20 protein-coding genes are annotated in these 20,559 nt (G+C 67.8%); 19 read left to right on the top strand and 1 reads right to left on the bottom strand.

The genetic code is table 11. From position 1 onward, the window contains the following. The first annotated feature begins 5 nt into the window (after positions 1 to 5). From L5G28_RS11320 to L5G28_RS11290, 7 genes are all read left to right on the top strand, one after another. Positions 6 to 917 carry a phosphatidylinositol mannoside acyltransferase gene (locus tag L5G28_RS11320; protein ID WP_236997634.1) on the top strand — a complete coding sequence of 304 codons (912 nt, stop codon included), beginning with the start codon at positions 6 to 8 and terminating at the stop codon, positions 915 to 917. Between the two features lie 7 nt (positions 918 to 924). Then, positions 925 to 2,049, top strand: a complete 1,125-nt coding sequence (locus tag L5G28_RS11315) for a glycosyltransferase family 4 protein (RefSeq protein ID WP_237001644.1) — start codon at positions 925 to 927, stop codon at positions 2,047 to 2,049. Positions 2,050 to 2,080: 31 nt separating this feature from the next. Further along, positions 2,081 to 2,593: a LemA family protein gene (locus L5G28_RS11310; RefSeq protein WP_237001643.1), complete on the top strand. Its 513-nt coding sequence runs from the start codon at positions 2,081 to 2,083 to the stop codon at positions 2,591 to 2,593. Between the two features lie 111 nt (positions 2,594 to 2,704). Then, a complete protein-coding gene (gene pdxS, locus L5G28_RS11305; protein ID WP_308191972.1) occupies positions 2,705 to 3,610 on the top strand; it encodes a pyridoxal 5'-phosphate synthase lyase subunit PdxS in 906 nt (301 codons plus the stop codon). A 206-nt stretch (positions 3,611 to 3,816) separates the two neighbouring features. After that, positions 3,817 to 4,602 carry a PP2C family protein-serine/threonine phosphatase gene (locus L5G28_RS11300; protein WP_237001642.1) on the top strand — a complete coding sequence of 262 codons (786 nt, stop codon included), beginning with the start codon at positions 3,817 to 3,819 and terminating at the stop codon, positions 4,600 to 4,602. Then, positions 4,599 to 5,336 (top strand): hypothetical protein, encoded by a 738-nt coding sequence (locus tag L5G28_RS11295; protein ID WP_237001926.1) that lies wholly within the window; start codon positions 4,599 to 4,601, stop codon positions 5,334 to 5,336. Before L5G28_RS11300 ends, L5G28_RS11295 begins: the two co-directional genes overlap by 4 nt. 190 nt (positions 5,337 to 5,526) lie before the next feature. Further along, on the top strand, positions 5,527 to 6,000 hold the full coding sequence (locus tag L5G28_RS11290) for a helix-turn-helix transcriptional regulator (protein ID WP_237001641.1): 474 nt from the start codon (positions 5,527 to 5,529) through the stop codon (positions 5,998 to 6,000). Positions 6,001 to 6,006: 6 nt separating this feature from the next. Here the strand turns inward: L5G28_RS11290 and L5G28_RS11285 are convergent, their stop codons facing one another. Beyond that, positions 6,007 to 7,965, bottom strand: a complete 1,959-nt coding sequence (locus tag L5G28_RS11285; protein WP_237001640.1) for an acyl-CoA dehydrogenase family protein — start codon at positions 7,963 to 7,965, stop codon at positions 6,007 to 6,009. Positions 7,966 to 8,079: 114 nt separating this feature from the next. On the opposite strand from L5G28_RS11285, the gene L5G28_RS11280 reads away from it, so the two are divergent. The 12 genes from L5G28_RS11280 to L5G28_RS11225 all read left to right on the top strand — a co-directional run bounded on the left by L5G28_RS11280 (position 8,080) and on the right by L5G28_RS11225 (position 20,542). Further along, positions 8,080 to 8,931: an acyl-CoA thioesterase gene (locus L5G28_RS11280; protein WP_237001639.1), complete on the top strand. Its 852-nt coding sequence runs from the start codon at positions 8,080 to 8,082 to the stop codon at positions 8,929 to 8,931. After that, positions 8,928 to 9,554 carry a pyridoxal 5'-phosphate synthase glutaminase subunit PdxT gene (gene pdxT / locus L5G28_RS11275; protein ID WP_237001638.1) on the top strand — a complete coding sequence of 209 codons (627 nt, stop codon included), beginning with the start codon at positions 8,928 to 8,930 and terminating at the stop codon, positions 9,552 to 9,554. Before L5G28_RS11280 ends, pdxT begins: the two co-directional genes overlap by 4 nt. A gap of 64 nt (positions 9,555 to 9,618) precedes the next feature. After that, complete coding sequence (locus tag L5G28_RS11270; protein WP_237001637.1) at positions 9,619 to 10,374, top strand: YebC/PmpR family DNA-binding transcriptional regulator; 756 nt, start codon at positions 9,619 to 9,621, stop codon at positions 10,372 to 10,374. Between the two features lie 63 nt (positions 10,375 to 10,437). Beyond that, positions 10,438 to 11,010, top strand: a complete 573-nt coding sequence (gene ruvC, locus L5G28_RS11265; protein WP_237001925.1) for a crossover junction endodeoxyribonuclease RuvC — start codon at positions 10,438 to 10,440, stop codon at positions 11,008 to 11,010. Further along, a complete protein-coding gene (ruvA, locus tag L5G28_RS11260; RefSeq protein ID WP_237001636.1) occupies positions 11,007 to 11,600 on the top strand; it encodes a Holliday junction branch migration protein RuvA in 594 nt (197 codons plus the stop codon). The genes ruvC and ruvA overlap by 4 nt, the downstream gene beginning before the upstream one ends. Beyond that, positions 11,597 to 12,670, top strand: coding sequence for a Holliday junction branch migration DNA helicase RuvB (gene ruvB, locus L5G28_RS11255; RefSeq protein ID WP_237001635.1), 1,074 nt, complete (start codon positions 11,597 to 11,599; stop codon positions 12,668 to 12,670). Before ruvA ends, ruvB begins: the two co-directional genes overlap by 4 nt. Positions 12,671 to 12,793: 123 nt before the next feature. Further along, a complete protein-coding gene (yajC, locus tag L5G28_RS11250; protein WP_237001634.1) occupies positions 12,794 to 13,228 on the top strand; it encodes a preprotein translocase subunit YajC in 435 nt (144 codons plus the stop codon). 11 nt (positions 13,229 to 13,239) lie between these two features. Continuing rightward, complete coding sequence (gene secD / locus L5G28_RS11245; protein WP_237001633.1) at positions 13,240 to 14,838, top strand: protein translocase subunit SecD; 1,599 nt, start codon at positions 13,240 to 13,242, stop codon at positions 14,836 to 14,838. After that, positions 14,835 to 15,881 (top strand): protein translocase subunit SecF, encoded by a 1,047-nt coding sequence (gene secF, locus L5G28_RS11240; protein WP_237001632.1) that lies wholly within the window; start codon positions 14,835 to 14,837, stop codon positions 15,879 to 15,881. The genes secD and secF overlap by 4 nt, the downstream gene beginning before the upstream one ends. Beyond that, positions 15,878 to 17,626, top strand: coding sequence for an ABC transporter substrate-binding protein (locus tag L5G28_RS11235; protein ID WP_237001631.1), 1,749 nt, complete (start codon positions 15,878 to 15,880; stop codon positions 17,624 to 17,626). Before secF ends, L5G28_RS11235 begins: the two co-directional genes overlap by 4 nt. Beyond that, the gene (locus L5G28_RS11230) at positions 17,623 to 18,201 is read left to right on the top strand and encodes an adenine phosphoribosyltransferase (RefSeq protein ID WP_237001630.1); all 579 of its coding nucleotides are present in this window, start codon (positions 17,623 to 17,625) and stop codon (positions 18,199 to 18,201) included. Before L5G28_RS11235 ends, L5G28_RS11230 begins: the two co-directional genes overlap by 4 nt. Before the next feature lie 37 nt (positions 18,202 to 18,238). After that, positions 18,239 to 20,542, top strand: a complete 2,304-nt coding sequence (locus L5G28_RS11225) for a RelA/SpoT family protein (protein ID WP_236997263.1) — start codon at positions 18,239 to 18,241, stop codon at positions 20,540 to 20,542. Positions 20,543 to 20,559 lie beyond the last annotated feature (17 nt).

Below are 20,559 nucleotides of genomic sequence, written 5' to 3'. Positions count from 1 at the left end.
AGGTGCTGGGCGGATTGGGCGACATCGTCGCCGACCTCGGTTATCGCGCCGGGTGGGCGGCCGTCAAGTACTCGCCGGAGACGCTGGCGCGCGGCGTCTTCGACGCGGCGGGAACCTTCGCCGGCCGCCGGAACGGTGGACCGGAACAGCTCCGGAAGAACCTGGCCCGGGTGATCGGCACGACGCCCGACGACGTCCCCGCCCAACTGGTCGAAGAGGCCATGCGCTCGTACGCGCGCTACTGGCGTGAAGCGTTCCGGCTGCCGACGACAGACCCCGACGCGATCGCGGCAAGCGTGGCAATGACCGACTACGACCGGGACTCGCTCGACGCGTCGATCCGGTCCGGGCGAGGCGTCGTGATGGCACTGCCGCACTCGGGGAACTGGGACATCGCAGGCGTGTGGCTGGTGAAGAACTACGGCCGGTTCGCGACCGTCGCCGAACGTCTCGAACCGGAGTCGCTGTTCGACCAGTTCGTCGCCTACCGGGAGTCTCTCGGCTTCGAGGTGTTCCCGCTCACCGGCGGCGAACAACCACCGTTCCAGGTCCTCGCTGAGCGTCTGCGCGCGGGAGGCCTCGTCTGCCTCATGGCCGACCGTGACCTGTCCGCGCACGGAGTGCCGGTCACGATGTTCGGGGAGAAAACCCGCATCCCGGCAGGCTCGGCGAAGCTCGCCATCGAGACCGGCGCGGTCCTGCACGCCGTGCATCACCGGTATACGGGTGTCGGGACGTCGCACCTGAGCTGCGGTACCGTCATCGACACCGACGGCGGTATCGCACCGACCGCGCAGCGGCTCGCCGACGCGTTCACCCGCGACATCGCGACCGCGCCCGCCGACTGGCACATGCTGCAGCCGTTGTGGGAGGCCGACTGGTCGCCCGAACGTCGGGCGCGGCTCGGAATCGAATGAGGTTCGCGTGAAGATCGGCATGATCTGCCCGTACTCGTTCGACGTGCCGGGCGGTGTCCAAGCGCACGTCGTCGAGCTAGCGGAGGTGTTCGTCGGCCGCGGCCACGAGGTGCGTGTGCTCGCGCCCGCCGGCCCCGACGTCGTCCTTCCCGACTACGTCGACTCCGCTGGCCCCGCGCTCGGCATCCCGTACAACGGATCGGTCTCGCGCGTCACGTTCTCGCCCAAGGCCTACCATCGTCTCCGTCGATGGATCGCGACGAACGAGTTCGACGTGCTGCACGTGCACGAGCCGAACTCGCCGAGCCTGTCCATGCTGTCGTTGATGGTCGCCAGCGGGCCCATCGTCACGACGTTCCACACGTCGACGACGAAGTCGATGTGGCTGTCGATCTTCGATTCGGTGCTTCGCCAGTTCCGCGAACGGATCAGCGGCAAGATCGCGGTCTCCGAGCTTGCGAGGCGCTGGCAGATGGAGTCCCTCGGCAACGACGCGGTCGAGATCCCCAACGGTGTCGACGTCGCGGCGTTCACCGAGGCGACTCCACTGGACGGATATCCGCGGGCCGGCCGCACCGTGATGTTCCTCGGCCGGTTCGACGAGCCGCGCAAGGGCATCGACATCCTGATGCGTGCATTGCCGAGCATCGTCGAAGAGTTCCCCGACGTCCAGGTCCTCGTGGTCGGCGGCGGGAACGAGGCGGCGCTGCGTCGACGTGCGGGCGGTCTGGCCGATCGTCTCCGATTCCTCGGCATGGTCGACGACGAGACGAAGGCGCGCGCGTTGGCGAGTGTCGACGTGTACGTCGCACCGAACCTGGGCGGCGAGAGTTTCGGCATCGTGCTCGTCGAGGCGATGGCCGCAGGCGCCGCGGTCGTGGCGAGCGACCTCGTCGCGTTCTCCCGGGTCCTCGACAGCGGGCAGGCAGGCTGCCTGGTGGCGACGGGGTCGCCGACCGCCCTCGCCGACCAGGTCAATTCGCTGCTCGGCGACGACGACCTGCGCGCACGATACGTCGCCCGCGGCCGCGAGCGCGCCGACCTCTACGACTGGTCGCGAGTCGCCGACCAGATCCAGAGCGTCTACGACACCGTCACCTACAACGCCGGCCCCGTGGTGGTGTCCGACTGATGCGAACCACTGACGCCGCAGGCGGCACCGCATGACCGCCGCCGCGACCACCGCGACCGTCGTCGGGACAGCCGTCGGCATCGGCCTCGTGTGGCTCGTCGTCCTGTCGGCGACCCGAGCGACGAGGATGGACCGTCTGAACATCCGCGTCGATCTCACTCGGCAAGCGCTGTTCGGAGCGTTGGAGCGACGCGCCGTCGTCGCCCGGGCCATCGCCGCAGCCGACCCCGACGCGTCGGGTGCTCGCGACTTGGCGGCCGCGGCCGACGCTGCGGAAGGCGCTGCCCCCGAGGTGCGTGAGACCGCCGAGAACCGCCTGTCGGCCGCCATCGCACACGCCGACCCCGCACGCCGCTCGGCGGCGTTGACAGCCGAGCTCGCCGACGCGCAGACCCGCGTGACGATGGCACGCCGGTTCTACAACGATGCGGTCCGTGACGTTCGTACCCTCCGGAGTCGTCGGATGGTCCGATGGCTGCACCTGGCGGGGCACGCGCCGCGCCCGGCCTACTTCGAGATCACCGAGCGGGTGACCAGCGGATGAGCCCGTGCGTGGCGTGCATCTCGTAGGAGACGACCCGGCGTTGGACGACGCCGCCTGATCGGGTTTACTTGGACGCGTCAGACCCTCACCTGAGACCAAGGAGCACCGCCCGTGACCACTGATCCGCAGAACTCCCCGGCGACCGGTACCGCCCGTGTCAAGCGCGGCATGGCCGAGATGCTGAAGGGCGGCGTGATCATGGATGTGGTCACGCCCGAGCAGGCCAAGATCGCCGAGGACGCCGGTGCGGTCGCCGTGATGGCACTCGAGCGCGTGCCCGCCGACATCCGCGCTCAGGGCGGCGTGTCGCGCATGAGCGACCCGGACATGATCGACGGGATCATCGAAGCGGTGTCGGTCCCGGTCATGGCGAAGGCTCGGATCGGTCACTTCGTGGAGGCGCAGGTCCTGCAGAGTCTCGGTGTCGACTACGTCGACGAGTCCGAGGTCCTGACCCCGGCCGATTTCGAGAATCACATCGACAAGTTCGCGTTCACCGTGCCGTTCGTGTGCGGTGCCACCAACCTCGGGGAGGCGTTGCGTCGCATCAACGAGGGCGCGGCGATGATCCGGTCCAAGGGCGAGGCCGGGACCGGTGACGTGTCGAACGCGACGACGCACATGCGTCAGATCCGCCAGCAGATCCGTCGTCTCAGCTCGCTTCCCGAGGATGAGCTGTACGTGGCGGCGAAGGAACTGCAGGCGCCGTACGACCTGGTCGTCGAGGTCGCGAAGGCAGGCAAGCTTCCGGTCACGCTGTTCACCGCGGGCGGTATCGCCACCCCGGCCGACGCAGCGATGATGATGCAACTCGGCGCCGAGGGCGTCTTCGTCGGCTCGGGCATCTTCAAGTCGGGCAACCCGGCTCAGCGTGCCGCCGCGATCGTCAAGGCCACGACGTTCTACGACGACCCCGACGTGCTCGCGAACGTCTCGCGCGGTCTCGGCGAAGCCATGGTCGGCATCAACGTCGACGACCTGCCGCAGCCGCACCGGCTCGCCGAGCGCGGTTGGTGATCGACCCGACAGCGATCGCCGACTCGATCGGGCGATAGGCGCGCCAGGGGAGTCCTGGCGCCACCGTCCCGATATGATTATGGGCGGTGATCTCGACTACGCTGACGGCACGGCTCGAGCTGTGACAGTGCGCTGTCCGGCCCGACCGCGTCCGGTCGGCGGAGTCTTTCGACTCATGAGCCAGGGGTACTCAGGGAGAGGTGAGCATGGACGACACCGTCATCTTGCGTGACGAGGCGCGGACCGGACAGGATCGGATCGGCGACGTCACCGTCGACTGGTCGGTGGTCTGCCATGTGGGCCGCGTCCGTGAAGCCAACGAGGATGCCGCACTGGCGCTTCCCGGCTGCTATCTCGTCGCCGACGGCATGGGCGGTCACGACAGCGGCGAACTCGCCAGCGAAGCCGCGCTCCTCACCCTCGCCGACGCTCCGGTCGGCGAACCCTTCGACGCGACGCGCACCGCCGTCGCCGCACTGCTCGTGCAGGCGCAGGAGAAGATCGGCGCTTTCGGTTCCGAATCCGGGCGACGCGCGGGAACCACGACGACGGGTGTTCTCCTCGCCGAAGGGGAGGACGGCCCGGCGTGGGTCGCGTTCAACATCGGTGACTCGCGTACCTACCTGTACTCCCAGGGCGCGTTGCGACAGGTCAGCGTCGACCACTCCCAGGTGCAGGAACTCGTCGAAGCGGGCTACCTGACACCCGAGCAGGCGCGAGTCGACTCGCGACGCAACGTGATCACGCGTGCACTCGGCGCAGGCATGGCGGAACCGATCGCCGACTACTTCGCGTTCGCCGCGGTTCCCGGCGACATCGTGCTCCTCTGCTCGGACGGGCTGGACGGCGAACTCGATGACTCCGAGATCGCCTCCGTGGTCGCCGCGGCCGACGGCGACGTCGAACTCGCCGCGGCCGCCCTCGTCGAAGCCGCGCTCGAGAGCGGAGCCCACGACAACGTCACCGTCGCCGCGGTGACCGTGAGCCGATAGCGGTGCAGCCCGCGGGCGACGGCACGACGTTTGTCGAGTTCGTCGGCGAGCGCTACCAGGTGGTGCCCGGTCAACCGTTCTACATCGGCCGGGAAGCCACCCTCACCGTCGACGACAATCCGTACCTGCATCGTCGTTTCCTGCTGCTGCACGACGAGAACGGCATGTGGTGGCTGACGAATCTCGGAACCCACCTGTCGGCGACGGTGACCGCCGCCGATCTCGGCTTCTCCGCGACGCTGGGGCCCGGTGCGCGCATGCCTCTCGTGTTCGGTCGGACCAGCATCGTCTTCAGCGCCGGACCCACCACGTACGAGGTCCAGGTTCAGGCAGGTGCGCCCGCGGTCGCCCCGCCGGTCGGCACCTCGACGGTCGGCGGCGACACGACGCGCGGCGTCCCCAACTTCACCGAGAGCCAGAGGCTCGCCGTTCTCGTCCTCGCGGAGGCGATCCTCCGCCGCGACGGCACCGGTGCGAGCGCGCTGCCCAGCTCCGCGAAAGCGGCTGCGCGCCTTGGCTGGTCGCTGACGAAGTTCAACCGGAAACTCGACAACGTGTGCGACAAACTCGACCTGATCGGCGTCGCAGGCATGCGGGCCGGCGGCGGACGTCTGGCGTCGAACCGTCGACTCAAGCTCGTCGAGTACGCGCTGTCGACCGGCCTCGTCAGTCGAGGCGACCTTCCGATGCTCGACGCCGAGCACATGCGGAACACCCAGCCGCCGAACTCCTGACGCACCGACGCGCCACTCGCCCAGCACCGTGCCTGGGCACGTCGCCGCGTCGAGTCGGTCAAAAACATAGTTTGACCTGCGCAGATACCATGGGTAGTTCTCCCCATCGCGTTATGGTCGCCGTCACCCTAACGTTCTTCTCATCAGCCCGGTGATCGACCGGTCCCGGGCGCCGAGGAAGGGAAGAAAGATGACCGTCGCCGCGATCCACACCGCCCCCGGATACCAGACCGCAGCCCGCACCGCCGTGTCCGCACCGAACCGCTCGAGTTCGGTAGAGGCGCGTCGCCGTGAAGCACTGGCCCGCCTGAGCGCTCGCGTGATGCCGCTGCCCGGCCGCCCCGTCTACGTCGAAGCGCCGCTGCGCCGTCGCGGCCACCTGGCTCCGGTCGCCCTCGCCGCCGCAGCCGTCGTCGAGCCGACCGCCCCCGATCTGCCGCGCCCGACCCTGACCGACCGCGAAGTGGAAGTTCTCCGCACCTGGCTGATGGTCGACTCCAAACCGGCATGCGGCGAAGAACTCCACATCTCGCTGGGCACCGTCAACACCCACCTGACGCGCATCCGCGCGAAGTACGCCGAGATCGGGCGCCCCGCCTCCACGAAGGCCGCGCTCGTCGCCCGCGCCATCCAAGACGACATCATCGACATCGACGAACTGTGACGCCGGTCAGCCGTGGCGGATCATCGGGACGTCGAGTGCGGTGTCGGGGACGCCGAAGGCGTCGACGAGATCAGCGGCGTGCGGTCGCAGAACGCCGCACAATTCGTTGACACCGCGTCGGACGGCCTTGGCCCGCTCCACCGAGACGTGCCGGTGCATCAGATACCAGCCGAGATCGTCCTCGACCAGTGAATAGACGAACAGATCGCGGACCCGCTTGAGCAGGGTCCGCGTCTGCTTGTCGGTCACCCTGCCGATCACGTCGACGACGGTCTCCAACACGACCCGCTCGATGTGCGCGTCGCCGACCTTGATCAGATGGTCCTGCGTGCCGGTGAACACCTCTTGGGCGTCCGCGTCCTCGTCTTGCGCCCGGCCCATCCGAGCGGCAGCGGTCCGCAGCAGGTGATCCTCCCGGTTGCGGAGCAGCCGCAGCTGGGTGCCGGGGTGGGTGAGGTCGCTGTTCTCCGGGTCTTCGTCCGAGTCGTCGAGAAGCGTCTGCACCACCTGGCGGGCGGCGGTCTTCTCCAACGCGATGTCCTTCACCGTCGAGGCGACGAACCGGATCCAGCCGACCGCGTCCAGGTCGCTCACATCGCTCGCATACGCGGTGAGGAGCTGTTTGGCGACGAGCTGGCGGAGGATCAGGTTGTCGCCCTCGAACGTCGTGAACACGTCGATGTCGCCGCGCAGACGCGAGAGCCGGTTCTCGTCGAGGTACCCGGCGCCGCCGCATGCCTCCCGAGCCTCGGAGATGGCCCGCGACGCCAACTCGGTGTGGCCCGCTTTGATCGCGGCCGCTTTCACCTCGAGCTTGCGGATCTCCTCGGGGTCGGCGTCGGCGGGATCGCCGGACTGCAGTTCGTGGAGTTCGGCGACGACCTCGTTCTGCGCGATGGCGAAGGCGTACGCGCGCGCCACCAGCGGCAGGAGACGTCGCTGATGGGTGCGGTAGTCGAGGAGGACGAGCTCGTCGTCGCTGTCTGGCCCGGAGAACTGGCGACGGACCAGTGCGTACTTGACGGCGAGTGTCAATCCGAGGCGGCCCGCTGCTCCCGCAGCGGCGCCCACCGTCACGCGGCCCCGGACAAGCGTCCCGAGCATGGTGAAGAAGCGTCGGTTCACCGACTCGATCGGGCTGGAGTACGTTCCGTCCGCGGCGACGTCGCCGTAGCGATTCAGCAGATCGTCCCGCGGAATCCGCACGTGATCGAACACGATCCGACCGTTGTCGACGCCGGGTAGTCCGCCCTTGTGGCCGCAGTCCGACGTCGTGACTCCCGGCAGGTCGTTGCCGTCGGCGTCGCGGATCTGGACGACGAAGCAGTGGACGCCTCGGCCGGTCGGCTCTTCCCCGGGGCCCGCGGTGATCAACTGGGCGAACACCGCGGCATAGCGTGCGTGCTCCGCGGCGCCGCCGATGTAGTCCTTACGGGATCCCGGCGTCGGCGAGGTGATCTCGAACTCGTGCGACTCAGGCAGATAGGTCGCGGTGGTCTCCAGCGCCTGCACATTGGAGCCGTGGCCGGTCTCGGTCATCGCGAAACAGCCGAGGACGTCCAGGTCGATGAGCCCGGGCACGTACTTCTCGTGGTGGCGCTCGGTGCCGAGATTCTCGATCGCCCCGCCGAACAGGCCCCACTGCACGCCTGCCTTCACCATCAACGAGAGGTCGCCGTAACCGAGTGTCTCGATTGCGGTGACGGCGGCGCCCACGTCGCCGGTTCCGCCGTGCGGCACCGCGAAACCGTCGGCTGGGAACCCGAGCGGCACCATCGCAGTCATGGCGTCGAGCATGCGAGCGCGATAGTCGGCCATCGACAGCCCCGACATGGGTACGAGGTCGCTCGCCTGGATCTGGTCGCGGACGATGTCACGGGTGTGCGCCCAGCGGCCGTCGAGAACGGCGCGCAATTGTGCGACGGTGTCGGTCGGGGGAGTGGAGACTTCCTCGCGTTCTGCCATACAGGTGACACTACCGACGAGTAACGATCTGCGCATGACGCTACCGACGAGTAACGATCTGCGCAGCAGGGCGAACGATGCGGCCGCACATCGCCTGAGGGATAATGCGCAACTGTGGCTGACATCGAAGACATCTTGGCCGTCGAGCGCATCGACGACGACATCTATCGCAGCAGCGTGTTCGCGAGTGCACTACGCCGGACGTTCGGCGGACAGGTCGCCGGGCAGGCGCTCGTCGCGGCCACGCGAACGGTCGGCACGGAGTTTCGGGTGCACTCCCTGCACGGATATTTTCTGCGTCCCGGCAAGCCCGACCATCCGACCATCTTCCTCGTCGACCGGATCCGCGACGGTCGCTCGTTCGTGACCCGCCGGGTCAACGGCGTGCAGAACGGCGAGACGATCTTCTCGATGTCCGCGTCGTTCCATGTCGCGAACGACGAGGGGATCGAGCATCAGGACACGATGCCCACCGCTCCCGATCCGGAGTCGCTGCCGGACGGCAGCGAACTGGAGGGGCCGGCCAAAGCGTTGCGCGCCGAGTGGGAGAACTTCGATGTGCGGGTGGTGCCGGAGGACCAACTCGTCAAACACGGCTGGTTCGCCTCGCAGCAGCGCGTGTGGTTCCGCTACCGGAAACCGCTGCCCGACGACCAGCTCCTGCACGTCTGCACGCTGGCGTACATGAGCGATATGACACTCCTCGGCTCGTCGAACGTGGCGCATCCCGGCGTCCGGTTGCAGAGCGCGTCGCTCGACCACGCGATGTGGTTTCTGCGGCCGTTCCGAGCCGACGACTGGTTGCTGTACGACCAGACATCGCCGTCGGCGAGCGGCGCCCGCGCTCTGACACAGGGCCGGATCTACGATCGGGCAGGCCGGATGGTGGCCGCGGTGACCCAGGAGGGGCTGACCAGGACCGGCGTGCCGGAGCAGAAGGCGAGCTTCATGGCGGAACGCGAGTGAGCGCCCAGAGGGAGAAGCCGCTGATCGGCGTCCTCGCGTTGCAGGGCGACGTCCGGGAGCACTCCGAAGGTCTGATCGCGGCGGGTGCCGACGTCGTCGCGGTGCGCCGGGCGAGCGAGCTCGACCGGGTCGACGGGCTGGTCATCCCCGGCGGCGAGTCGACGACGATGAGCAAACTGCTGGGCGTCTTCGACCTCTACGACCCGCTCGTCGCGCGACTGGGCGACGGGATGCCCGCCTACGGATCGTGCGCGGGGATGATCATGCTCGCGTCGAACATCCTCGACACGCGCGCCGACGCCCGACACCTCGACGCGCTCGACGTCACGGTCCGCCGCAACGCATTCGGCAGGCAGGTCGAATCGTTCGAGACCGATCTGGAGTTCGCGGGCATCACCGACGTGCCCGGCGCCGCCCCGATGCGAGCCGTGTTCATCCGGGCGCCGTGGGTCGAGTCGGTCGGCGGCGACGTGCAGGTCCTCGCCACCGTGCCGAGCGGGCCCGCAGCCGGGCGCGTCGTCGCGGTCCGCCAGGCGAACGTGCTGGCCACCTCGTTCCATCCCGAGGTCACCGGGGATCATCGAGTGCACAGGTACTTCGTCGACCTGGTACGTGCAGCGTAGAATTCGACAGTCACTCCGCTCGTCGTGCGACGACGGGCGAGCGTAAACGGAAGGGATCACCACCATGAGCGGCCATTCCAAATGGGCCACCACCAAGCACAAGAAGGCGGTCATCGATGCCAAGCGCGGCAAGATGTTCGCCAAGCTGATCAAGAACATCGAGGTGGCCGCCCGCACGGGTGGTGGTGATCCGGCAGGCAACCCGACGCTCTTCGACGCGATCCAGAAGGCCAAGAAGTCGTCGGTGCCCAACGACAACATCGAGCGGGCTCGTAAGCGCGGCGGCGGCGAAGAGGGCGGCGGCTCCGACTGGCAGACCATCATGTACGAGGGCTACGGTCCGAACGGCGTCGCGGTCCTCATCGAGTGCGTCACCGACAACCGCAATCGTGCGGCAGGCGAGGTCCGCACCGCGATGACCCGCAACGGCGGCAACATGGCCGATCCTGGGTCGGTGTCGTACCTGTTCACCCGCAAGGGCGTCGTGACGCTGGAGAAGGGCGACCAGACCGAGGACGACGTTCTCATGGCGGTCCTCGACGCGGGAGCCGAAGAGGTCACTGATCTGGGTGAGTCCTTCGAGGTCGTCAGTGAACCGGGTGATCTCGTCGCCGTGCGTACCGCGCTGCAGGAGGCGGGCATCGACTACGACTCGGCCGAACCGGATTTCCGCGCATCGGTCGAGGTCGTGGTGGACGCCGAGGGCGCCCGGAAGATGTTCAAGCTCATCGATGCGCTCGAAGACTCCGACGACGTGCAGAACGTCTACAGCAACGTCGACGTGAGCGACGAGGTGCTCGCCGAGCTCGAGAACGACTGATAGGATCTCGAACAAACGTTCGCCGCGTTCGGTGCGGTGCACTTGTCGGGAGGTCGGTACGCGGTGCGAGTGATGGGTGTGGACCCGGGCCTCACCAGATGCGGTGTCGCACTGGTGGAGTCGGGGAGCGGCCGAAAGGTCACGGCGCTCGACGTCGACGTCGTCCGCACCCCGTCGAACATGGAACTCGCCGAGCGTCTCCTGGCGATTCATCGCGCCGTCGAACAGTGGCTCGACACGCACCGGCCGGACGTCGTCGCGGTCGAGCGAGTGTTCGCGCAACGGCAGGTGAGTACCGCCATGGGGACTGCGCAGGCCGCCGGAGTCGTTGCGCTCGCCGCGGCCGAACGCGGCATACCGGTGCGCTTCCACACGCCGTCCGAGGTGAAGGCGGCCGTCACCGGGTCCGGCCGCGCCGATAAGGCTCAGGTGACCATGATGATCACGCGGATCCTCGGTCTGCAGACGCCGCCGAAGCCCGCGGACGCGGCCGACGCCCTGGCCCTCGCGGTGTGTCACTGCTGGCGCGGCCCGGTCAACGAGCGGATGGAGGCGGCGGCGGCGAAGGCCAAGGCCGCCCAGGACCGTCATCGTGCGCGCCTGAAGGCGGCACAGGAGGAGGCTGCAGCGCGATGATCGCGTCCGTGTCCGGCGAGGTCGTCGACATCGCCCTCGACCACGCCGTCGTTGAATGCGCGGGCGTCGGGTACCGCGTCCTGGCGACTCCGCCGACGCTGGGAAAGCTGGTGCGCGGCAAGCACACCCGCTTGCTGACGTCGATGATCGTCCGCGAGGACTCGATGACCCTCTACGGGTTCACCGATCCGGCGGCCCGTGACCTGTTCGGTCTGTTGCAGACGGTCACCGGGGTCGGGCCGCGTCTGGCGATGGCGACGCTGGCCGTCTTGGAGCCCGAGAGTCTGCGTCGCGCGCTCGCCGACTCGGATGCGAAAGCGTTGACCGCCGTTCCGGGCATCGGTAAGCGGGTGGCCGAACGTCTCGTCGTCGAACTGCGCGACAAGGTCGACGCCGCGCCGGGTGCACCGGGGGTTCCGGGAGTGTCCGCGAGCGGTGTGGGCGGGCAGGTCGCCGAGGCCCTCGTCGGGCTCGGGTTCACCGAGAACGCGGCGCAGCAGGCCGTCGCTGCGGTGCTCGCCGACCAGCCGGACGCCGACTCGTCGACACTGTTGCGCAGTGCTCTCGCCGGTCTCGGACCGCGACGATGACCGGAGAGTTCGACGGTTCGCCCGACGACTTCCTGGCGCCGGACGAGATCCCCGCAGACCGCGACCTCGACGCGAGCCTGCGGCCCAGCAGTCTCGGCGACTTCATCGGCCAGCCGAAGGTCCGCGAACAACTCGAACTCGTGCTGCACGCGGCCCGCGCACGCGGCAGCACGCCCGACCACATCCTGCTGTCCGGCCCTCCCGGACTGGGTAAGACGTCGCTCGCGATGATCATCGCGAGCGAGATGGGTGCGGCCATCCGCATCACGTCCGGCCCGGCGTTGGAGCGGGCGGGCGACCTCGCCGCCATGCTCTCGAACCTCGTCGAGGGCGACGTTCTCTTCATCGACGAGATCCATCGGATCGCCCGACCCGCCGAGGAGATGCTCTATCTTGCGATGGAGGACTTCCGGGTCGACGTGGTCGTCGGCAAGGGGCCCGGCGCGACGTCGATACCGCTCGAGGTCGCACCGTTCACGCTGGTCGGGGCGACGACCCGGTCGGGAGCACTGACCGGTCCGTTGCGCGACCGTTTCGGTTTCACCGCCCACATGGAGTTCTATGAGCCCGCCGAACTCGTACGCGTACTGGTGCGATCGGCGAAGATCCTCGGCATCGACCTCGACGCCGCCGCTGCCACCGAGGTCGCGGGACGGTCACGAGGGACGCCCCGGATCACCAACCGCCTGCTGCGGCGCGTCCGCGACTACGCGGAGGTCCGCGGAGACGGCCGGGTCGACGTCGAGACGGCGCAGGCGGCGCTCGCGGTCTACGACGTCGACGAACTCGGGTTGGATCGGCTCGACCGCGCGGTGCTCGGGGCACTGGTGCGCGGATTCGGTGGGGGACCAGTCGGGGTGTCGACGCTCGCCGTCGCGGTCGGCGAAGAGCCCGCCACGGTCGAAGAGGTGTGCGAGCCGTTCCTGGTCCGGGCGGGCATGCTCGCGCGGACACCGCGCGGCCGGGTCGCGACCGGTGCCGCCTGGAACCATCTCGGCCTAGCGGCGCCCCCGGACGCGATCGACCAGGTGCACGGTGTGCGTGCCCGCGAAGAAACCCTCTTCGACTGAACCGATCCGTCGGATTCGTCGCGGTGCGTCGTCGATCGCGAAGTGGTCGATCGCGCAGTGGTCGAGAGTTCATGTGCGTGTGCGCTGCACGGCGCCGGTGGCGGGCCTGGCACACTGGAGGCCATGTCATCCTCATTGATCATCCCGCTGATGCTGGCGGCTATGGCGGTCTTCATGTTCGTGAGTGTCCGCAACCAGAAGAAGCGGGCTGCAGCCGTCGCCGACATGCAGTCGGCCATCGGACCCGGTACCCGCGTCCAATTGCAGTCCGGTCTGTTCGGGGTGGTTGTCGACGCGTCCGACGACACCGTCGTCCAGATCGAGATCGCGCCCGGTGTCGTCACCGAGTGGAACCGCCTGGCCATCCGCGAATCCGTCACGGACACACCGGAAGACGACGGCGACACGCCGACCTACGACCAGGACGCAGACGACTTCCAAGTCCCCGACAGCCTCGAAGGACTCGACGGCGACCCGACTGATTCGCAGCACGACAAGCCGAACCTCGACAAGTCGCGCGGCGACGAGTCGGGCGACGACAAGCACGAAGAGAAGTAGGCTGCCGAGACGTGAGCAGTAACAACCCACTCACCGCGCGACGCACTGCGCAGCGAGAGACGTCGCCGTGGGCACCTCTCCTGGGGTTCATCGGCGTCCTCGCACTGATCTTCGTGCTCGTGTTCGCCACCGGTGATCACAAGGCGGAGCCCAAGCTCGGCATCGATCTGCAGGGCGGCACCCGTGTCGTCCTCACCGCACGCACCGAGAACGGTCAGGCACCCGACAAGACTCAACTCGACCTCGCACGCCAGATCATCGAGCAGCGCGTCAACGGGCTCGGCGTCGGCGGCTCCGAAGTGGTCGTCAACGGCAGCACCCTGGTCATCACGGTCCCCGGCGACGACGGCAAGCAGGCCAGGTCGCTCGGCCAGACCGCGCGACTGTACATCCGGCCGGTCGTCACACAGACGCCCGCGACACCGCAGAAGGCCGACCCGAACGCCAAGAAGGTCTCCGAGATGACCTCGGAGGAGCAGACGGCGGCGATCGACGCCGCGCGCCAGGCGCGGCAGGCGCCCGCCGGTGCCGACCAAGCCACGATGCAGCGCCTGCAGGCAGAGATGGCGAAGGTCAACTGTTCGCCGGACGCCGTCGACCCGCTCGTCGGCTACGACAAGCCCGACCAGTATCTCGTCGCGTGCGGCGACAAGGATGGGCAGGTGTATCTGCTCGAGCCGATGATCATCAAGGGCACCGACGTCGACAAGGCGAAGGCCCAACAGAACGAGGGCGGCCAATGGGTCGTCGCGGTCGATTACAAGGGCGACGGCAAGGATACGTGGGCCGAATACACCGGGAAGAACGTCGGAAAGGTCACCGCGACCGTCCTGGACACCCAGGTAGTGAGCGCCGCGACCATCAATTCGGCCATCATCGGCACCACCGAGATCTCCGGCGACTTCACCCAGTCCGAGGCCGAAGAACTCGCCAACGCGCTCCAGTACGGTTCGCTGCCGCTGTCGTTCGAGACGTCGGACGCGCAGACCGTGTCCGCGACTCTCGGCCTCACCTCGTTGCGCGCCGGTTTGATCGCGGGCGCCATCGGTCTGCTCGCCGTGCTGCTGTACGCGCTCCTGTATTACCGCATGCTCGGCTTCCTGACGTTCCTGTCGTTGATCCTCGCGGCGGCGATGGTCTACGGTCTCATCGTCCTGCTCGGCCGCTGGATCGGATTCACGCTCGACCTGTCGGGCATCGCCGGTCTGATCATCGGCATCGGCATGACCGCCGACTCGTTCGTCGTCTACTTCGAACGAATAAAGGACGAGATGCGTGAAGGCAGATCGTTCCGGTCCGCGGTCAACCGCGGTTGGCAGAGCGCCCGCCGCACGGTCTGGACCGGTAACGCCGTCAGCTTCATCGCCGCGGCCATCATCTACTTCCTCGCGGTCGGCCAGGTCAAGGGCTTCGCGTTCACTCTCGGCTTGACCACCATCATCGACGTCGTGATCGTGTTCTTGGTGACGCATCCGATGGTCGTGTTGGCGAGCCGCACCGACTTCCTGTCCCGTTCGCGCATCAACGGCCTCGGCGGGGTCTCGGAAGTCGCGCGAAGACGTCGCGCCACCGCAGCTAAGCGGTCCGGCGCAGGAGAGGACACGCTGTGAGCGACGAGAAGTCCAGGACGGTCTGGGCCGACGAAGACTACGTCGGGGCGAAGAACCAGTCGTTCCTGTCCCGGCTCTACACCGGCACCGGCGCCTTCGACATCGTCGGCAAACGCAAGATGTGGTACGTGATCTCCGCGGCGATCATGTTGATCTGTCTGCTGTCGATGATCTTCCGCGGGTTCACGCCGGGCATCGACTTCGAGGGCGGCACCCAGGTGTCCCTTCCCGCGTCGGCGTCGGTCACGACCGACGCGGCGAGCGAAGTGTTCGCCACGACGCTCGGGCAGGAACCGGAGTCGGCGCAGACCGCGGGCTCGGGCGGATCCGCCACGATTCAACTGCGCACCGAGACGCTGTCGGCGCAGGACGCGTCGAAGCTCGCGCATGCGTTCGCCGACGCCTTCAAACCCGATGTGACCGTGGCCGATGTCAGCAGTTCGGACGTGAGTTCCACCTGGGGCCAGGAGATCACCCGCAAGATGGTGATCGCGCTCCTCGTGTTCCTGGTGGTCGTCTTCATCTACATCGCGGTCCGTTTCGATCGGGAGATGTCCGCGGCTGCTCTCGTAACGCTGCTATTCGACGTGGTCGCCACTGCGGGCGTGTATTCGCTCGTCGGCTGGGAGGTGACTCCTGCGATGGTCATCGGTCTGCTCACGGTTCTCGGCTTCTCCGTGTACGACACGGTCGTCGTGTTCGACAAGGTCGAGGAGAACACCAGATCGGTCTTCGCGACGTCGCGGCGTACCTTCGCCGAACAGACGAACCTCGCGGTCAACCAGACGTTGATGCGGTCGATCAACACGACAGTCATCTCGGTTCTGCCGATCATCGCGTTGATGGTCGTCGCGGTGTGGATGCTCGGCATCGGGACGCTCAAGGACCTGGCGCTGATCCAGTTGGTCGGCGTCGTGGTCGGCACGTACTCGTCGGTGTTCCTCGCGTCGCCGATGCTCGTGTCGCTCAAGGAACGCCGCAAGGACGTCAAACGGCACACGGCCAAGGTGCTCGCTCGCCGAGAGAAGGTGGCGAGCGCATGATCGGTCCGCGGCTGCGAAGGGTCGCAGCGTTCGCCGCGACACTCGCGGCCGCGGGCACGATCCTGGTCGCGTGCGGTGACGACGAGGAGTCGAGCATCGACTACCTGATCGATGCGCGGGTCTCCGACTACAACGTCAACACCCGCGACGGATACGCCGAGGGCGCGTTGATGGCGTTGACCCGGGTGCTGCCCGGCTTCTCGCTCATCGGTCCGGACGGTCAGATCGTCGCCGACCGTGACGTCGGCACCGCGACGCTCACCGAGACGTCGCCGATGACCGTCCGCTACGACTTCAACCCGGACGCCGTCTACTCGGACGGCAAGCCGATGGTGTGCGACGACCTCGTGCTCGCCGCCACCGCGCTCGGGGGCCGGGTGCGCGGCTTCGACGCGGCCACCAACGCCGGCTACCGCGACATCGACAAAGTCGACTGCACGCCCGGCGCGAAGACCGCTACCGTCACCTTCGACAAGGACAGCGAGTTCCGCGAGTGGCGCGGACTGTTCGGCGCGGGCACGCTGCTGCCCGCGCACGTCGTCGGGCGGATCGCAGGCGTGCCGGACGTCGTCGGCACGCTGAACGGCAAGAACCGCGCCGCGATCGCAAAGATCGCGAAGGCGTGGAACACCGGATTCGCGATCGCGCCGGGCGACGAGATCGACCCCGAGACATTCGTGGCGTCCGGGCCGTACCGCGTCGAGAGCTACAGCACCGATCGCGGTCTGCGGCTGGTCGCCAACGACAAGTGGTGGGGGCAGAAGCCGGTGCTCGGCGACGTCACCGTCTGGCCGCTCGGCACCGACGGCAAGACGGCGGTCGACGACGGAGTCGTCGACGTCGCGGACACCGCCGACCTGGCGCTCGCCGACACGGTCGCCGGACGTGATCCGCAAGGCCCACAAGGGGATGAACAAGGCGGGGATGCACAAGATGGGGAGGGCGCCGAGACCGATCGCAGCGCTGCACGCGACATCGCGCCGCTCGCCGTGACGAACCTGGTGTTTGCGGACACCGGGGTGACCGCGGACCTGAAGGTCCGGCAGGCGCTGGCCACCTGCATGCCACGAGACCGGCTGGCGCGCGAGCACGGCTCCAATGGCATCGTGTGGAGCCTGCACAGTGCGTCGCCCGCCGACACCCTCGGCCCGTCGTTGAACGTCCAGTTCGGTCGCCGCTACCCGCGGTCGAATGTGGCGCGCGCCCGCACTCTGCTCGAGCAGCGGGTCGCGGACGAGAACGGGCGCCGCGCCAAGCCGGTGATCCGGATCGGTTACCCGGCAGGCAGTGCCTCGTCTGCCGCCGTCGTGAAGACGATCGCTGACGCGTGCGTCGGTGCGGGCATCACGGTGAAGGACGCGTCGTCACCGGATCTCTCGGTGGCCGGGCTCGGCAAGAAGGTCGACGCGCTGCTCATGTCCGGCGACACGTTCGCCGCGGCGGGCACGTCCAGCGGCATCCCGGCGCTCTACGCGCTCTATCCCGGCGATCCTCTCAACCTGTCCGACTACCGGAACGCCGAGGTCGGCAAGGCGATCACCGGGCTCTCGGAGACCGCCAGCGACAGTGCGCGCCTGCCGCTCCTACGCAAGATCGACACACAGGCGTGGGACCAACTGCCCACGATCCCGCTCTACGGCAGCGTGCGCGGGCGTGACGCGTCCGCCGCGGTGCAACGCATGGTGCCCGGTATGGGGCGCTCCGGAACCGGATGGAACATGGACCGATGGGGAATGACCCGATGACCGTTGACGTGGCCGCGAACGGCGTTCAGGATCGGCTCGATCGGGCACGCCGTTCCATCGACGCGCACGCCCGACTCGTTCCGGACTTCCCAGAGCCAGGCGTCGCGTTCAAAGACCTGACTCCGGTGCTCGCCGCACCCGACGGTCTGCGTGCCGTGACCGCGGCGCTCGCCGACGCGTGCGCGGGAGCCGAACTCATCGCGGGCATCGACGCTCGCGGCTTCCTGCTCGGCGGTGCGATCGCCCACCATCTCGGCATCGGCGTCGTCGCGGTTCGCAAGGGTGGCAAACTTCCGCCTCCGGTCATCGGGGTCGACTACGACCTCGAATACGGCTCGGCCCGACTGGAGGTTCCCGCGTCCGGGATCGAGTTCGCCGGGCGGCGGGTCGCGGTCGTCGACGACGTCCTCGCGACTGGTGGAACTCTGTGCGCCACACTCGATCTCCTCAAACAGGTCGGCGCGAAGGTGTCCGATTTCGCGGTCGTCATGGAGTTGAGTGGATTCCCGGGACGCGCACGACTCGAAGCGGCGGGCGCCGGTCAGGTGCACGTGCACAACCTGTGCGAAGGGTGATGTGAATCACTGTCCGCGAGTGACTTAGACTCGCAGCATGAGTGAACCCGATGCCGCGCGCCGCAGCGAAGACACAGCTGCACCGTTGAGTTCTCGGCGCGTGCGGGCTCGACTCGCGCGCCGAATGACGTCGGCCCCGCGGGGCGGCGTCACGCAGGTGCTGGAGCCGCTTGTCACGCTCCACCGCAGCGTCTACCCGAAAGCCGACGTCGCGGTCCTCCAACAGGCCTATGAGGTCGCCGAACAGCATCACACCGGTCAGATGCGCAAGTCCGGTGACCCGTACATCACGCATCCGCTGGCCGTCGCGACGATCCTCGCCGACCTCGGAATGGATACGACGACGTTGATCGCCGCGCTCCTGCACGACACCGTGGAGGACACCGAGTACTCGCTCCAGCAACTCGAGAGCGACTTCGGCGCGGAGGTCGCGCACCTCGTCGACGGCGTGACCAAACTCGACAAGGTCGCCCTCGGCAGTGCTGCCGAGGGCGAGACGATCCGCAAGATGATCATCGCGATGGCCCGTGACCCGCGCGTGCTCGTGATCAAAGTGGCCGACCGTCTGCACAACATGCGGACCATGCGCTTCCTGCCGCCCGAGAAGCAGGCCCGCAAGGCCCGCGAGACGCTGGAGGTGATCGCGCCCCTCGCACACCGCCTCGGCATGGCGACGGTGAAGTGGGAGCTGGAGGACCTTGCCTTCGCGATCCTGCACCCGAAGAAGTACGAGGAGATCGTACGGCTCGTCGCCGACCGCGCGCCGAGTCGTGACACCTATCTGGCTCGGGTGCGCACCGACCTCGACAACGCGCTCGGCGGAGCCCACATCCAGGCGAACGTCGAAGGACGCCCGAAGCACTACTGGTCGATCTATCAGAAGATGATCGTCCGCGGCAAAGACTTCGACGACATCCACGACCTCGTCGGGATGCGCATCCTATGTGACGAGGTGCGCGACTGTTACGCCGCGATCGGCGTCGTGCACTCGCTGTGGCAGCCGATGGCCGGCCGCTTCAAGGACTACATCGCCCAGCCGAGTTTCGGTGTCTACCAGTCGCTGCACACGACGGTGATCGGTCCGGAGGGCAAACCTCTGGAGATCCAGATCCGCACGCACGAGATGCACCGGACCGCCGAGTTCGGCATCGCGGCCCACTGGCGCTACAAGGAGGGCCGGAAAGGCAAGGGACGCAAGGCGACCGATGTCGCCGAGGTCGACGACATGGCGTGGATGCGCCAGCTTCTCGACTGGCAGCGGGAAGCCGCGGACCCGGGGGAGTTCCTCGAATCACTGCGCTACGACCTGGCCGTCCGGGAGATCTTCGTCTTCACGCCGAAGGGCGACGTGATCACCCTGCCTGCGGGATCGACACCGGTCGACTTCGCCTACGCCGTCCACACCGAGGTCGGGCACCGCTGCATCGGCGCGCGCGTCAACGGCCGCCTGGTCGCGCTGGAACGACCGTTGGAGAACGGTGAGGTCATCGAGGTCTTCACGTCGAAGGCGGAGACGGCGGGGCCGAGTAAGGACTGGCAGAACTTCGTCGTCTCGCCGCGGGCGAAAGCGAAGATCCGTCAGTGGTTCGCGAAGGAGCGTCGCGAGGAGGCGCTCGAGGCGGGTAAGGAAGCGATCGTCAAGGAGGTGCGACGCGGCGGGTTGCCGCTGCACCGCCTCCTGTCCGGTGAGTCCGTGATGTCCGTCGCCAAGGAGTTCGGCTTCAACGACGTCGACGCGCTCTACACAGCGGTCGGTGAGGGGCACGTGCCAGCCGGACGTATGGTGCACCGGCTGGTCGCGATGCTCGGTGGTGTCGAGGGGGCCGAGGAGGAGATCGCGAACCGAGCGACACCGTCGTCGACGCAGAACTCCCGTCCGAGTTCGGGTGACAGCGGTGTGGTCGTCGAAGGCCTCGGCAACGTGCTCGTCAAACTCGCCAAATGCTGCACACCGGTGCCGGGCGACGAGATCCTGGGTTTCGTGACCCGCGGCGGCGGCGTCAGCGTCCACCGCGCCGACTGCACCAACTCCGAGGAGTTGCGAACGCAGCCGGAACGACTCGTCCCGGTCAGTTGGGCCGCGACGACGAATGCAGTGTTCCTCGTCGCGATCCAAGTGGAGGCGCTCGACCGCCACCGGTTGCTGTCCGACGTGACCAGGGTGCTCGCGGACGAGCGGGTCAACCTGCTGTCCGCGTCACTGACGACGAGCCGCGACCGTGTCGCGATCAGCCGGTTCACCTTCGAGATGGGCGATCCGAAGCATCTCGGCCACGTCCTCAACGTGGTTCGCAACGTCGAAGGCGTCTACGACGTGTACCGGGTGACGTCAGCGGGCTGACGCCACCCGGGGGGCGG

Source organism: Gordonia liuliyuniae (assembly GCF_021739025.1).
Taxonomy (GTDB): Bacteria; Actinomycetota; Actinomycetes; order Mycobacteriales; family Mycobacteriaceae; genus Gordonia; species Gordonia liuliyuniae.
Note: the sequence above shows the minus strand (reverse complement) of the source record. Positions and strands in the feature narration are given on the sequence as shown.

Bases quoted from the DNA above. Each gene is read 5' to 3' on its own strand.
- L5G28_RS11310 (WP_237001643.1), top strand. From the start codon at position 2,081: ATGACCGCCGCCGCGACCACCGCGACCGTCGTCGGGACAGCCGTCGGC.
- L5G28_RS11300 (WP_237001642.1), top strand. From the start codon at position 3,817: ATGGACGACACCGTCATCTTGCGTGACGAGGCGCGGACCGGACAGGAT.
- L5G28_RS11290 (WP_237001641.1), top strand. From the start codon at position 5,527: ATGACCGTCGCCGCGATCCACACCGCCCCCGGATACCAGACCGCAGCC.
- L5G28_RS11285 (WP_237001640.1), bottom strand. From the start codon at position 7,965: ATGGCAGAACGCGAGGAAGTCTCCACTCCCCCGACCGACACCGTCGCA.
- L5G28_RS11270 (WP_237001637.1), top strand. From the start codon at position 9,619: ATGAGCGGCCATTCCAAATGGGCCACCACCAAGCACAAGAAGGCGGTC.
- ruvA (WP_237001636.1), top strand. From the start codon at position 11,007: ATGATCGCGTCCGTGTCCGGCGAGGTCGTCGACATCGCCCTCGACCAC.
- ruvB (WP_237001635.1), top strand. From the start codon at position 11,597: ATGACCGGAGAGTTCGACGGTTCGCCCGACGACTTCCTGGCGCCGGAC.
- yajC (WP_237001634.1), top strand. From the start codon at position 12,794: ATGTCATCCTCATTGATCATCCCGCTGATGCTGGCGGCTATGGCGGTC.
- L5G28_RS11235 (WP_237001631.1), top strand. From the start codon at position 15,878: ATGATCGGTCCGCGGCTGCGAAGGGTCGCAGCGTTCGCCGCGACACTC.
- L5G28_RS11230 (WP_237001630.1), top strand. From the start codon at position 17,623: ATGACCGTTGACGTGGCCGCGAACGGCGTTCAGGATCGGCTCGATCGG.
- L5G28_RS11225 (WP_236997263.1), top strand. From the start codon at position 18,239: ATGAGTGAACCCGATGCCGCGCGCCGCAGCGAAGACACAGCTGCACCG.